Source organism: Dietzia sp. 111N12-1, from assembly GCF_001658045.1.
GTDB classification, from domain to species: domain Bacteria; phylum Actinomycetota; class Actinomycetes; order Mycobacteriales; family Mycobacteriaceae; genus Dietzia; species Dietzia kunjamensis.
Map to the genome: position 1 here is coordinate 1 of NZ_LSSV01000047.1, position 13260 is coordinate 13260.

Annotated in this window: 14 protein-coding genes; 8 read left to right on the forward strand and 6 right to left on the reverse strand. The window is 63.7% G+C overall.

All coding sequences use genetic code 11. The annotated features are described in order from the left end of the window. The 4 genes from AYO52_RS11785 to AYO52_RS11795 all read left to right on the forward strand — a co-directional run. On the forward strand, window positions 1-731 hold a 731-nt coding region (locus AYO52_RS11785; RefSeq protein WP_067717464.1), incomplete at its 5' end, for a cation diffusion facilitator family transporter. A gap of 270 nt (window positions 732-1001) precedes the next feature. Beyond that, window positions 1002-1745 (forward strand): M23 family metallopeptidase, encoded by a 744-nt coding sequence (locus AYO52_RS17775; RefSeq protein ID WP_081615259.1) that lies wholly within the window; start codon window positions 1002-1004, stop codon window positions 1743-1745. A gap of 195 nt (window positions 1746-1940) precedes the next feature. Next, entirely contained in the window at window positions 1941-2909 is a 969-nt protein-coding gene (locus AYO52_RS17780) for an SURF1 family protein (protein WP_227022437.1), read from the forward strand. 473 nt (window positions 2910-3382) lie between these two features. Beyond that, window positions 3383-4642 (forward strand): IS256 family transposase, encoded by a 1260-nt coding sequence (locus tag AYO52_RS11795; RefSeq protein WP_067717467.1) that lies wholly within the window; start codon window positions 3383-3385, stop codon window positions 4640-4642. 25 nt (window positions 4643-4667) lie between these two features. Here AYO52_RS11795 and AYO52_RS18935 read toward each other — a convergent pair whose 3' ends face one another. Then, a complete protein-coding gene (locus AYO52_RS18935; protein WP_067717472.1) occupies window positions 4668-4862 on the reverse strand; it encodes an EamA family transporter in 195 nt (64 codons plus the stop codon). Continuing rightward, the gene (locus AYO52_RS18940; protein ID WP_253702108.1) at window positions 4859-5281 is read right to left on the reverse strand and encodes an EamA family transporter; all 423 of its coding nucleotides are present in this window, start codon (window positions 5279-5281) and stop codon (window positions 4859-4861) included. The genes AYO52_RS18935 and AYO52_RS18940 overlap by 4 nt, the downstream gene beginning before the upstream one ends. Before the next feature lie 135 nt (window positions 5282-5416). Between AYO52_RS18940 and istA the strand changes: the two genes are divergently transcribed. Both istA and AYO52_RS11810 read left to right on the forward strand, forming a co-directional pair. Further along, entirely contained in the window at window positions 5417-6979 is a 1563-nt protein-coding gene (gene istA / locus AYO52_RS11805) for an IS21 family transposase (protein ID WP_067717474.1), read from the forward strand. Beyond that, window positions 6976-7728 (forward strand): ATP-binding protein, encoded by a 753-nt coding sequence (locus AYO52_RS11810; protein ID WP_067717476.1) that lies wholly within the window; start codon window positions 6976-6978, stop codon window positions 7726-7728. Before istA ends, AYO52_RS11810 begins: the two co-directional genes overlap by 4 nt. A 111-nt stretch (window positions 7729-7839) precedes the next feature. Here the strand turns inward: AYO52_RS11810 and AYO52_RS18605 are convergent, their stop codons facing one another. After that, window positions 7840-8043: a hypothetical protein gene (locus tag AYO52_RS18605; protein ID WP_172812157.1), complete on the reverse strand. Its 204-nt coding sequence runs from the start codon at window positions 8041-8043 to the stop codon at window positions 7840-7842. Window positions 8044-8781: 738 nt separating this feature from the next. Between AYO52_RS18605 and AYO52_RS11815 the strand changes: the two genes are divergently transcribed. After that, entirely contained in the window at window positions 8782-9465 is a 684-nt protein-coding gene (locus AYO52_RS11815) for an ATP-binding cassette domain-containing protein (protein ID WP_096907171.1), read from the forward strand. Then, complete coding sequence (locus tag AYO52_RS11820; RefSeq protein ID WP_067717482.1) at window positions 9462-10982, forward strand: ABC transporter permease; 1521 nt, start codon at window positions 9462-9464, stop codon at window positions 10980-10982. The genes AYO52_RS11815 and AYO52_RS11820 overlap by 4 nt, the downstream gene beginning before the upstream one ends. A 49-nt stretch (window positions 10983-11031) precedes the next feature. On the opposite strand, the gene AYO52_RS11825 is transcribed toward AYO52_RS11820, so the two are convergent. The 3 genes from AYO52_RS11825 to AYO52_RS11835 all read right to left on the reverse strand — a co-directional run. Then, the gene (locus AYO52_RS11825; protein WP_067717485.1) at window positions 11032-11958 is read right to left on the reverse strand and encodes a DMT family transporter; all 927 of its coding nucleotides are present in this window, start codon (window positions 11956-11958) and stop codon (window positions 11032-11034) included. After that, on the reverse strand, window positions 11955-12350 hold the full coding sequence (locus AYO52_RS11830; protein ID WP_067717488.1) for a cation diffusion facilitator family transporter: 396 nt from the start codon (window positions 12348-12350) through the stop codon (window positions 11955-11957). The genes AYO52_RS11825 and AYO52_RS11830 overlap by 4 nt, the downstream gene beginning before the upstream one ends. Window positions 12351-12369: 19 nt before the next feature. After that, a partial coding sequence (locus AYO52_RS11835; protein ID WP_082923969.1) for an ISL3 family transposase occupies window positions 12370-13260 on the reverse strand: 891 nt, incomplete at its 5' end.

The following is a 13260-nucleotide window of genomic DNA, read 5'->3' on the forward strand; positions in this document are numbered from 1 at the left end:
GCCGCCCCGCAGACGAAAATCGCAGCTTTGGCTGGTACCGCGCCGAGATCGTAGGCGCGCTGGTCAATGGCGGTTTCCTGCTAATCATGGCGATGGTGGTGATCGTGATGGCTGCCATGCGCATGAATGCTCCGGTTGACCTGCCCACGACGCCCATGCTGTGGGCAGCCGCGGGAGGCTTGCTTACCGAAATCGTCGCCCTGAGCCTGATCTGGAAACAAAGCCGCAGCGACATGAACGTTCGTGGCGCGTTGTGGCACATCATCCAGACCTTCGTCGGCAGCCTGCTCGTCATCGTCACCGCACTAGTGATCAAGTTCACCGGGTTCTTGCTGATCGATCCGCTGCTCGGTTTGGCGTTCGGCTTCGTGCTTGTATGGGCAAGCTGGAGCATCCTGCGCGACGCCACCCATCTGCTCATGGAGGGCACACCCGACGAGGTCTACCTGTCTGACGTGACTGAAGACCTGGCAGCGATAGATGGGGTGGAAGACGTCCATCATGCCCATGCTTGGGCACTAACCAGTGGACGTTTCGTGTTCTCCGGCCACCTGCGCACCTCCGCAAGCGCCGATCCGCAGATCGTTCTCCAATCCGCCTCCAACTTGCTTCAGGATCGGTACGGCTTCTTCTTTTCTACTGTGCAGGTGGAGACCGACTGTCCCGATGAGTCTGCGGCAGCAGCGATCGACATCACACGTGCGGCGGGTACGAGGAGGGGGCAGGAGTAAGGACCTTGATCCTGCTTGCGTTGATCGCGGTTTAGTCACCCGGGACGATTGCGGGGTGGCTCCGGCCGGCCCGCGTTCGAACCAAAAATCACGTCGGGGTAACGGTCGGGCGATGCCGTAGATGAATAACAAATGGCGTATGAACTGCTGATTTCTGGATTCTCAGGAAACTCTCCGTGACAGGATGATATGCAACTGTTACCGTTTCGGGAGTCTCCAGTGGTCGTCGGTATGAAGCTGCGACCATCGCTTAAGTTGAAGGAATCAATCATGTCGAGCTCCTCCAAGAGCGTTCCGTTCGCCGATCTCATGGACTCGCTTGGTGTGGGCCACCGCATCTCTGCTGGTGGGCGTCATCGCGCCAACCGATCCAGGGGAGTGGGCCGGATCGCCGCCACCACGCTGGCTGGCGCCGCAATCGCCGGTGGCGCGGCGCTTAGTGTCGCCCCTGTGGCCGCTGCCCAATCGTCTGATCCCGAGCACGTCGGACAGATGGTCGAAGAGGCTGCCGCCCGCTATGGCATCGGAGCTGACGCGGTCCGCCAGTATGCAAGTCAGGCCCCCGGGCTGAGCCAGGCGCTCGGATTCGATACTGCTCAGTCGTCGTCTTCGGCGTTTTCGGTCGCCAGCCAAGCTCACAGGCCGACTGATGGAACGATCACCTCTGGCTTCGGCTCGCGGTGGGGCGCTAACCACAATGGCACCGACATCGCTGCGCCGATCGGCACACCCTTGTATGCAGCCAAGTCCGGCACGGTCGTGGCCTCCGGCCCCGCTTCCGGTTATGGGTTATGGATTCGCATCAAGACCGATGACGGCTATCTCTTGGAGTATGGCCACAACAATGCCAACTACGTCACCGAAGGCCAGCAGGTCACCGCCGGCCAGGTGATCGGTGAAGTCGGTAACCGTGGCTACTCGACTGGTCCGCATGTGCACTTCGGCGTACAGAATCCCGCCGGCCAGTGGATCGACTCGGTGTCATGGTTGGCCGCGAACGGCGTCGTCATCTGAGGACGTAGACAACGACCTGCTGCTCGACACTTCCGATCCAGGCCCGGATGCCACAATTCGGCACGCAACACGCTGATCTCGCCGGATCGGAACCATCCCTGCCGACAGTGGCGGGAGGCGGGCACGATTAATGATCGCCGGAGCTGGTGCCGACAGGAGGGCCCCGATGCCGACCGTCTTGCCATCACGCCTACCGTGAACGGCGTGCAGAGGGTCTTTCGCGTGATGACGCCGGGGTGGTTGATTTCCTTCATCGCCGTCGCACTGTTCGTCTATACGTGCTTCACACTGTTGGCGCCATGGCAGTTAGGCAAGAACGAGGATTTGAAGACGCGCAATTCCCAACTTCTTCACAGCGTCGAAGCCGATCCAGTGCCGTTGACGGAATTGACGGCGCGGGACGCGCCGTTGGACGAATCCGAGTGGCATCGGGTCACAGTAACCGGTCGCTATCTGCCCGAAGACGAAGTGCTCTTGCGGCAGCAAGCTGTCGACGGGGAACAGGTTTACCAAGTTCTCACCGCATTTCGGACCGAGGGCGGCGATGATCTGCTTATTAATCGTGGATGGGTTCGCGTTGGCGAGAACAACACGGTGCCGACCTACCCGGCCGCGGTAGCCGATCCAGTGACCATCACCGCCAGGCTCAGAATGCCCACCGACACCCCGGCCGAACCGATAGTTCTGCACGATCGTCACATGGTGCGCTCCATTGAAACCTCGACGATCGGTCGGGTTCTGGATCTCGATCTTGCTGGCTATCATCTCCAGCTCCCCGGAGGTCAACCAGGATCACTCGAGCCAACTCCGATACCGGAAGTCGAGGCGGGTTCGTACCTGTCCTATGGGCTTCAATGGCTTGCATTCGGAGTTCTAGCGCCAATTGGGCTTGGCTACTTTCTGTGGAGTGAAATCCGGGAGCGGCGCCGCCAACGTAGCCAGGGCAACGACGAGCAAGGCAGCCTAGGCGACGGTGCTGTGGGACCTGGTGACAGGGATATCGATCCTGATGTCGTATCCGGTCATATTGCTGAGGTGGATGCGGCCACGGAGGCAGTGGCCCATGACCGCCTCGTAACGATGACCGTTCGTGATCGCTACGGCACCAGATTTGAGGCTGAACGCCGACGGCGTCTACGTCCGAGAAATAGGCTCGATTACTGAGTCCAATCCTCGAGCTGGCTCTCGCCCTTACCTCGCGGGAGCTCATCAATTTCTCGCCCTCGGCGCCCTGCCCGACATGCTCACGTTGAGCGCCTGCAGCCGGCCCGGCCGACGACGGGTCCGCTCCCGATATCGGGCCCTTCCGGATCCGGAGTGCATAGCTGGGGTTCGCCGGTGATGCGGTGAGGCACAAGATGTAGGGGTCCTGGGGCGTGTGAAGATGCAAGTTCCTACACCAGCACTTCGCATCCCCAGGACCCGCTTTGAACGCTACCGCCAGCCTGCTCGCCGACACCATCTGCCGCACCGTCGAGCTCGGGGTGACCATCACCGACGCCNAGTAGTGCCCCATAGAGTGGTGTAACTCGGTGGCCGAGATCGTCTGCGATTCCGTGTTGTGTACGGATGTAGAGCGGCCACCGTGTGATCCTTCGAGTCAACCTTCTACCGAATCCTCGAACGGAGTCATCACGATGACCGCACCCCATATTGTCGACCCTGCAGGCCTGCTTAGCCAAGCCCTGACCGACGCGTCACCGGATCTGATGCGCGAGCTGCTGCAGACCATGATCAACGCCCTGCTGTCCGCGGACGCCGACGCCGTGTGCGGCGCCGAGTGGAACGCCCGCTCGTCAGAGCGCACCAACTACCGCAACGGTTATCGCCACCGGCCCCTGGATACCCGGGGCGGCACCGTCGACGTCGCCATCCCCAAGCTCCGCTCGGGCTCCTACTTTCCCGAGTGGCTGCTCGAGCGTCGCAAGCGGGCCGAATCCGCGCTGATCACCGTCGTGGCGGACTGCTACCTGGCCGGGGTCTCCACCCGCCGGATGGACAAGCTGGTCAAAACTCTCGGCATCGACTCGCTGTCCAAGTCCCAGGTCTCCCGCATGGCCGAAGACCTCGATGAGCAGGTCGCGGCGTTCCGGCACCGGCGCCTGGACGAGGCCGGACCGTTCACGTTCGTCACCGCCGATGCGCTGACGATCAAGGTCCGGGAGAACAAGCAGGTCGTCAAAGCCTCGGTGCTGCTGGCCACCGGGGTCAACGGTGACGGCCACCGCGAGGTCCTGGGCATGCAAGTCGCCACCAGCGAGACGAAGGCCTCGTGGAACACCTTCTTCGCCGACCTGGTGGCCCGTGGCCTGGGCGGAGTCCGGCTGGTGACCTCCGATGCCCACGCCGGGCTGATCGAGGCGATCGCGGCGAACCTGCCCGGGGCCGCCTGGCAGCGCTGTCGCACCCACTACGCCGCAAACCTCATGGCCGCGTGCCCCAAGTCGATGTGGCCGGCCGTGAAGGCGATGCTGCATAGCGTCTACGACCAGCCCACCGCCGAGGCTGTCAATGCCCAGTTCGACCGGCTCTTGGACTACACCGAAGGCAGACTGCCCGAGGTTGCTGACCACCTCGGCGATGCCCGCGAGGACCTGCTGGCGTTTATCGCGTTCCCCGACGATGTGTGGCGGCAGATCTGGTCCAACAACCCCACCGAGCGGCTCAACCGGGAGATCCGACGCCGCACCGACGTGGTCGGGATCTTCCCGAACCGGGATGCCATCGTTCGCCTCATCGGCGCCGTCCTGGCCGAGCAGACCGACGAATGGGCCGAAGGCCGCCGCTACCTCGGTCTCGAAGTCCTCAGCCGCTGCCGACTCACCCTGACCACCGACCCCGCCACCAGCTCGCCGACGGAGGTGAGCACCGATGACCTGATGCAACTACCCGCCTGACCACCCACGAAGGATCACCATTCAGTTACACCACTTCCAGGGGCTTGACCCAGGCAGTCGGTCGTTCGCCGAGGACCACTATCCCGATCAGCAGACCGAACACGGGGATCAGGAACATCCACACCGTCAGGGAGGACAGCCGTGAGCGTTGAGCCTCTACGAACCAGGCCAGAGTGGTCGCTGCGGTCGCCACCAGGCCGAGGAATGCCAACACGATCACGAACCGCGGGGTCCAGTTAATGGCCGGGGGCCTTCCACGGTGAGGGCGACCCCGGCCAGTACTAGCCCCCCGATCAAAAAGTGGGCAGCGCTGAGCACCACGACGTCGAGGTCTGCCAAACCGCGCACCATCAGCGTGCCCGCGGTTACTGCTGCGGCCGCGAGTAGCGAGAGTAGCGCTCCTGATCCGCCGCCTCCGGGTATCGAGACGATAAGCAGTCCGGCGAACCCTGTTCCCAGGGCCAGCCCGGTCCGTGCCGTGATTCGTTCCCCGAACAGCCACCAAGCGGGCAGCAAGATCAGCAATGGTTGGGCGTTGGCCAGTACTGCCGCGACCCCGGTGGACAGCCCGGCGACGCCAGCGAACATTGCGGCGAAGGCAAACGTGACGTTGTGAATATTCGTCTCACTGGGGTCCACCGGTATTGCCTCCGGGGGCCAGTGGCCGGGATCGCGAATATTGCGCTTGGGGGCCAGCAGTAGCGCCCGTGGGGGCCACCCGCTTCTAGGCTCCTTCCGCCGCGTGTATAGGGCACGCGGCGGAAGGAGCAATCCGTGACTGTACGGAAGATCAGGGCGAAGCTCGTGTTGCAGCTTCGCGCCGAAGGCCTGTCCGGGCGGGCAATTGCCGCCTCGCAGGGCATGTCCCGCAAGAGCATCACCGCGGTGCTGGAGGCCGCCGATGCGACCGAGACGAGCTGGGACGACGTCGCCGAGCTCACTGACGAGCAGGTGTACGCCCGCCTGTTCCCGGGCCGCGGGGAGCACGAGAGCGTGTTCGCCCAGCCGGACTGGGAACAGGTCCACCGCGAGATGGCCCGGGTCGGGGTCACGCTCAAGCTGCTGCACGGCGAGTACACCGACCGCTGCGCCCACGCGAAAGCGCCGGCGATGGGATATGACCGGTGGTGCAAGACCTACCAGCGACACGTGATGGTCACCGGCGCCGCCTCCCGCGTCGGGCACAAGGCCGGCCAGACGGTCGAGGTCGACTGGTCCGGCCCCACGATGGAGGTGACCGACCCGGTCACCGGGGCGACGCGGAAGGTGTACCTGTTCGTGGCGTGCCTGCCGTTCAGCCGGTACGCGTTCGTCTGGCCCAGCACCGACATGCAGCAGGACGCGTGGCTTCGGGCTCACGTGGCGATGTTCGACGCCATCGGCGGGTCGGTACCGCGGATCGTGTGCGACAACCTCAAGACCGGCGTGGTCAAGCACCCCCGCGACGGGGAGATCGTCCTCAACGACGCCTACCGGGAGATGGCCGCCCACTACTCAGCAGCCGTTCTACCAGGACGGATACGGCGCCCGAAAGACAAGGCCAGCACCGAGAACACCGTGGCGCACGTCGCGACCTGGGTGATTGCCGGCCTGCGGGACCGGACGTTTCACACGGTGCCCGAACTGGCAGAGGCGATCGGTGAGCGGATGGACGCCTACAACCGCGAACCGTTCCAGAAACGCCCCGGCTCGAGACTGAGCGTGTTTACCGCCGAGGAGCGGCCGCTACTCACGCCGCTGCCCGCGGTGGCGTTCGAGATCAGCCGGTGGCTCTACGGCCGCCGGGTCGGCCGCAACGGGCACGTGGTGTTCGAGCGGAACTTCTACTCCGCCCCGCTGGCGCACATCGGTACCAAGGTCGATGTGCGGATCACCGCCCGCACGCTGGAGATCTACCGCGGCACCGAGCGGATCTCCAGCCACCTGCTGCTCCCAGCTGGAGCCGCCGGGCAGTACCGCACCAACGACGCCGACCTGCCGGCCGGCCGCCAGTACCAACAGTGGGATGCACCCCGGGTACGGGAGTGGGCCGAGCGGGTGGGGCCAGCGGCGGTCATCGTGATCAACCGGATCTTCGAATCCGTACCCGTCGACGAACAGGGCCTCGACGCCGCCCTGGCGGTGCTGCGCCTTTCGCGGCGGTTCTCAGCCGAGCGCGTCGAAGCCGCCTGCGCCCTGGCGCTGACCGGGCCCGTGCGCTCGCCCCGCTACGCGCATATCCACCCGATCCTGGCCACCGGCCAAGACAAGACCGCCGCCCTACAGCCACGCACGAAGCCCGAACAGGCCGGCGGGTACGTCCGCGGCGCCGACTACTACGCCAGGAGCACCCGATGAGCAGCATCGATAGCGAGACCAAGCGCAAGCTCCGCGAGATGGGCGCCCAGCCACTGCTCGAGGCGATCGAAGCGCAACACGACGACCACGTGGTCGGCATGAACTTCGGCGAGCGCCTGCAGCTGGTCGTCGACCACGCCCACGAGAGCTTCAACCACTCCAAGATCGACGGACTCATCCGCCGGGCCAACCTGCGCTACCCAGCAGCCGATCTGCGGCGCGTGGACCTGGTCGAGGAACGCGGCCTGGACCGCGCCGTCCTCGCGCAGCTGGCCACCTGCTCGTTCATCCAGCGCCAACAGAACGTCGTCTTCCAGGGCTTCACCGGCTCGGGCAAGTCCTACCTCGGCTGTGCCCTGGCCAAGCAGGCATGCCAGCACCGCTTCCGGGCGCACTACATCCGAATGCCCGACCTCGAAGAAGCCTGGGCCCTGGCCAAAGACCGACCCCAAGGCCAGAACAAATTCCTCAAAAAGTACGCCGCGTTCTCCCTGCTGGTGATCGACGAATGGCTCCTAGACCACCCCGACGAGACGATCAGCAGAATGCTCCTCGAGCTCCTTGAACGACGCTACGACACCGGGTCGACCGTGTTCTGCACCCAGTATTCCAAGAAGGACTGGCACCAGCGCCTGGGCTCCGGAGTACACGCCGACGCCGTCATGGACCGCATCGTGCACAACACCATCTGGATCGACACCGGCACCCACAACATGCGCGAGCATGCGGCCGCTGCCGGGAGTCAGTAAATAATCCCCGAGACGGGGCCGGTGGTCCCCACAGACGCGATCACCGGCCCCCAACGGCAATACTGCTGGCCCCCAAACGCAATATCCGGTGGCCCCCAAGCCTCCAAATACTCAGTTGACCAACCCGAGGGCCGTGATCTTTGCCCACGCTGTGAAAGAGGACGGAATCTGTCGTCGCTGAAAGAGGGCGACGAGAGCCAGGGCGCCACCGCCAAGTAGCGCCCGCAGGGCCGCAAACCACAGCAGCGGCGCATCGCGCAGTCCCCATTTGATACCGAGGAAGCAGGCAGCCAGGGCGGCGGTGATCCATAACATCCGAAGCGGGGACGGTTTGCCGGTTAACGCAGGGGATCCGCCTTCGGCTCGCGGGGAGGTCATCGACGCCCCCGCGGTTGACTGTCTGCCGATTTGTCGCTCGGGCTGGCCATCCGGTCCGGGGGTCTTGAGCTACAAGAACTCAATCGGCGCGGGAGGGGAGAGGTGACGCTTTCAAGGGGAAGGGTCGCGAAGAGCCCGCTGGGTTTGGCCCACGCAAGGAGCTGCGAGCGAAGCAATAGGTTGCGAGCGGATCGACGAGCCCGCTGGCGGGCAGGCCGGCGAGCGGGTGGTCCTTGCCTGCCCAGTGGGAATTCTGCCGATTTGTGCCACCCGTACCGCGACCGAGGGGCAACCTCACCAGGGTGTGGTGTAGCTCAGAGCACCTCATCGCGTCGGTGACCTCTACTTCGACAGCGGTGGCTGCACCGGCGGCGGGAGAGGACGCGATCCATGTATGCACTGCCTGGAAGGTCATCGCCTCTTCTGTTCTGTCGGACATCGGTAGCCTCCTCGCCGCGGTGGGTGGCCCGCGATTTTCTAGCTCGCATCCAATGTGACTGTATGCGGTGTTACGGCCGGAGTTGGGCAGAGCCTCCCTCAAAGTATGAATGTGAAGAATGCCACCGCCATAATCCCGGAGTGCTCTTTCAGAATGTTTATTGAACCTTCATCGGAGGTGACTCCAAACTTCATCTTTTTGCGAGATCATTACCAGTATTTGAATGAGGAGCAGATGTGACGGACCAGGATCCAATTACCGGCCTGCCTGAAAGCCCTATTGGGGAGACGGTGGTGTTGGCCGCTCACGGTGTGGCTAAGTCCTACCGAACCGGGTGGTGGCCACGACGGCGCACCCGACGCGTGCTGCGCGGCGCGGACATCGAGCTTCGACCTGGCGAGATCGTGGGTCTAGTGGGCGAAAATGGGTCGGGGAAATCAACTCTGATGAAAATTTTAGTGGGTGCTTTACCCCGAGATAGCGGCACCATTAGCCACACTGGGCCCATCGGATTCTGTCCGCAGGAGCCGATCCTGTACGAGAGGCTGACCTGCGACGAGCACTTCGACCTGTTCGGTCGGGCCTACCGCATGGACGACGACGAGATCGAGCGGTCCAAAGACGACATCTACACCACGTTGGGCTTTGTCGCGTGGAGGCACGCTCGCGTTGAGGCGCTGTCCGGGGGGACTCGGGCCAAGCTCAACCTCGGCTTGGCGCTGCTTCCGGACCCTGACCTGCTGCTACTGGATGAGCCCTACGCCGGGTTCGACTGGGACACCTACCAGCGGTTCTGGCAGTTGACCCGAGACCGGCGCGAGTCCGGGCGCAGTCTGTTGATCATCAGCCATTTCATCACTGACGCCGAGCGCTTCGACCGCATCTACGACCTGGTCGACGGCAGGACGATCTTACGATGACGACCCCATTCACTGTGTCGTTGACGTGGCGGTATCTGGTCGAGTATGCCCGCCGTCCAATAAATTTGGTGCTACTGGGCGTCGTGCCCCTGGTGTTTGTGACCTTGACAGCGGACACGATTGCCGAGTTCGCCCGGATCCTGGGTGGGCAAGCCAGCCTCGGACAGTTGGAGGCGGTGACCGCCGGCTGGGCCTCAGCATTTCTGGCTGGCGTGGCGGGGTTCTTCCACGTCAGCGGGTCCCGTCAGGCAGATCGACGACTGGCTGCCACGGATTCCTCCCCGACGAGGGTCGTGCTGGCCAGGCTGGCGTCGTCTCTGGCGTTGGCGGGCGTGGCGGTTGCCGGTTCACTTCTGGCGCTGGCGCTTCGTACCGACATGGTTGACGTGGGCCGCACAGTGACAGCCACCGTCATGTTTGCCCTCATATACCTGGGACTCGGCACAGCGGTGGGTGCGCTAGTGCGCTCCGAAGTCAACGGCTCTTTGGTGATCGTCTTCGTGTGGATGTTCGATGTATTCCTCGGACCGGCGATGGGTCCGTCCGACTCATGGATTACCCGCGTGTTCCCTTCACACTTTCCGACGTTGGTGATGCTCGATGCCAGCACTGGCCACGCGGGCCCGCTCAGTGACCTTGGCGCCGCAGCGGTCTGGACCCTTGGCGGGCTGGTGCTCGCGTTCGGTGTCCTCGTGTTGACTACCGGCCACCGCCGCACCAGTCGTCGTGCACCCGAGTCGACCTGGGGGCGCACACGGGTGGCGTCGCGGTTCGCCTGGCGCGAGTATCGACGCAACGTCGCACTGTGGGTTCTGCTTGTCGGTCTTCCCTTCTTTTTCATCTCTCTGTCGATCGCCATCACCCCTGATCAGCCCACCCCCGTTGCACTCACCGAGCGCGGCCAGGACACGATCGCCATTGTCTCGATGATCGATGTGCACGGAGCGATCATGGTGCCGATCACCGTGGCCTTCCTGGCCGGCCTGGCTGGCCTGTTCGTCGTGCTCGGATCACTCGAGGCCGACCGGCGACTCGTTGTGGCCGGCTACCGCACCGCAGAGGTGCTCGCGGCTCGTCTCGGGGTGATCCTCTTGGCCGCAGTGTTGGTCAGCGCAGTCTCCCTGGGCGTGACCAGCTTCAGCTTCCAACCGCGTTCGTGGGTGGCGTTCGCGCTCGCGACCCTGGCGGTTGCCCTGACCTACGCCATGCTCGGAGTGCTGATCGGACCTATAGTCGGGCGCCTGGGCGGCCTGTACTTGATGTTCATGCTGCCTTTCCTTGATGTCGGGTTGGCCCAGAACATCATGTTCGACGCCGCCCCACCCGACTGGGCGACTTGGATGCCCTCCCATGGAGCTGTTCGCGTCTTGACCGACGCAGCGTTCACCCCCAGTTTCGACGAGACCGCCGGGGCGTTACTGGCCCTTGGCTGGCTAGCTGGGATCACGCTCGCGGCAGCCATGGTGTTCCACCGGATTGCCGCACCGGGCCGCACCCCACTGAGGACAGCCAGCTAAACGTCGAAGACGACGTCGTGGTTCACCTCGTGCACGAACCCCTGGACTCTCAAGTGTGGTGGGAGGCAATTTGACAGGGGTGCGCGGCTCGATTTTCTGCCCCCCGCGACATCTCCCGTGTCAACCAGAATCCGGCGCCGAGCAGCAGTACAGCCCCGTAAATCGTGCTCCGCGCCGGAACTTCGGCGAAGACCAAATACCCCAATGTCGTGGCTACCACAGGGGAGACAATGATATCGACCAGCGAGTAAACATTGGCGTTGAGAACTTTCAAAACGATGGAGATGCCGAAATAGGCGAATCCTGTGGAAATCACGCCCAAACCCCCCACCCAAAGCATCACCGGCACGGAGATACCTAGCCCGGGATAGGAGATTGTGGCTGAGACCTTGCCGGGCCCGACGAGCAGCAGCGAGGGCGACAGCACCAGTGCCGCGGCCAGGAGCGACCAGGCTATGTCGTTACCCGTCTCGGTCTTGCCCTCATAACGCATGTAGGTGATCATCGCCGCATAGATCGCCCCGGTTGCCAACGCCACAAGATTGCCCAGGGTGTGACCGCCGCTGAGCGGGTTAGCCACGGCGATACCGGCCAACGCAATGACGAAAATCCCGATGTAGCGCTTGTGCGCCTTCTCGCCAAGAAACAGTGCAGAAAAAATGAACACGAAGAACGGGGCAATACTCCAGAATATCACCGCATTGGCGATGGGCACCAACGTCATGGCGTAGTTGAACACTCCGCCCTGGGCCGCGATCAGCGCGCCGATGATGACCGTGTCCTTTACGTTCCCGCGCGGGAACCGGGGCCATTCCCGGCTCGCCAGTGCCCGCGCAATGAACAGAAACACCGCCGCGAAGGCCATCGCGTAAAACGTCAGCGTCTGGACGGGAATCAACCCGTCGCTAAGCTTGACAAATACGCCGATAGTCGCTTCAGACACGGTGATCAAAGCCAGAAGCAGTAGCGCCTTCATGTTCTATTTTTCGGCGCGGGCCGCGTGATGTCGATCGCTTCGGCGCCAGCCTCATCAAGGTGGCCGGTCTCCACTTGCAAGGTGGTGAAGAAGAACCCGAACTTGTTTTCGAGCACAGTGGAGGCTGTTTGCAGGACGGTTTGTGGATCGGCGCCCTCGACCACTCGAAGGTGTCCGGAGAAGATATAGCGTCCGCTGGTCAGTGCTGACGCGTGAACGTGGTGCACCCCTTGGACCCCCTCGGTGTCCTCCAGTGCTGCCGTGATCTCGGGAAGGCTGAGGTCGGTCGGTGTGCCCGCCATCAGTAGATGGGCAGCGTCCCGCAAGATGCCCCAGCTCGCCCACAGCAATACCACACCGAAAGCAATGCCCAAGAGTGGGTCGATCAGCAAGAAACCGGCCCTTCCGGATTTAGAGTGCGTTGATCCGGTTCTGGAGCTGTCCGGAGTGGATGAGCGACCGCAATATGTAGTGCTTGAGGTTGCGGAAGCCCAGGGCGATTCCGCGGAGGTGCTCGAGGCGTCCGTTGATGGCCTCGACGGGGCCGTTGGAGGCGCCCACGTCGAAGTAGGCGAGGATCTCGCGGTGCCGCTTCCACAGCGACCGGCCCAGCTGGGCGAGCTCGGGCAGTTCGGTGGGCACCCCGGTGCGGATCGATTTCAGGAGCTTGTACATCGCGATCTTGCCCTCCCGCTTGCCCGAGGCCTCGTAGGCGGCGATGAGTCGCTGGTAGACGCCGTAGGTGACCTCCACCGCCGCGTGCGCGTCATTGGCGGTGAACGCCTTGAACAGGCGGACCTTCTGCTTGTCGGTCAGCAGCTCAGCGCGGGTTCGCAGGGTGCGGCGGATGCCGTACAGTGGATCGCCGGTGCGGCCTCGGTGCCCGGTGGTGGCCTGCTGGATGCGTTGGCGGCACACGGTGAGCTTGTCGGCGGCAAGATGCACGACGTGGAACGGGTCCATCACCGTCCGTGCTTCGGGGACGGCTTTGGCGGCGGCGGTGTGGTAGCCGGCGAATCCGTCCATCGTGACCACCTTGACTCGGTCTCGAAAAGCCTGGTCGCGGGCGTCGAGCCACTCGGTGAGGACCTTCGCCGAACGGCCCGGGACCATGTCCAGCAGACGAGACGGGCCGGTGCCCTCCACGACCGGGGTCAGGTCCACCAGAACGGTGACGAACGAGCTGCTGCCGTCGCCTCGCACGTGCTTCCACTTGTGCTCATCGACCCCGAGAATGCGGACGCCATCGAAGTGTCCGGGCTGCTCGTAGACCATCGCGCGGACAGCGAGTGCAGCGGCGGG